Source organism: Stutzerimonas nitrititolerans, assembly GCF_003696285.1.
Classification (GTDB): Bacteria; Pseudomonadota; Gammaproteobacteria; order Pseudomonadales; family Pseudomonadaceae; genus Stutzerimonas; species Stutzerimonas nitrititolerans.
The window spans coordinates 1-409 of record NZ_RFFL01000086.1 but is presented as its reverse complement, the minus strand read 5'-3'; the positions used below and the strand labels follow the sequence as shown (position 1 = coordinate 409).

The following is a 409-nucleotide window of genomic DNA, read 5'->3' as shown; positions in this document are numbered from 1 at the left end:
ATCGTCTGGTCGTCGCCGAACACCAGGATGTGGCCGGCTTCGTTGTGCTGGAAATGGAAGCTGATGCCTTCTTCTTCGCACAGCCGCTGGATGAAATGCAGGTCGCTCTCGTCGTACTGCACGCAGTAGTCGCGTTCGGGATAGACGTAGCCGAGCTGGAAGCGATAGGCGTCGGCCTGGATCCCATGGCCTTCCAGCACCTGGGAAATGACTTGCGGCACGCTGAGATGCTGGAAGATGCGCTGGTCGCGGCTGTGCATCAGATAAGCCAGTTGCGGACGCAGGCTGAGGCTGTAGCGGGTCAGGCGCTTGCCGGAGTCGCCCTGGCGGGCGCCATGGATCACACCGTGCACACCTTTGCCGGCAGGGCCGAAGGCGAGATAGGCGGGGCGATGGAGCAGGGTTTCGA

1 protein-coding gene is annotated in these 409 nt (G+C 62.3%); it reads right to left on the bottom strand.

Annotated elements, in window-relative coordinates:
- Positions 1-409 (bottom strand): contractile injection system protein, VgrG/Pvc8 family (locus tag EA795_RS20815; RefSeq protein ID WP_276310944.1); only part of this gene is annotated, 409 nt, incomplete at both ends.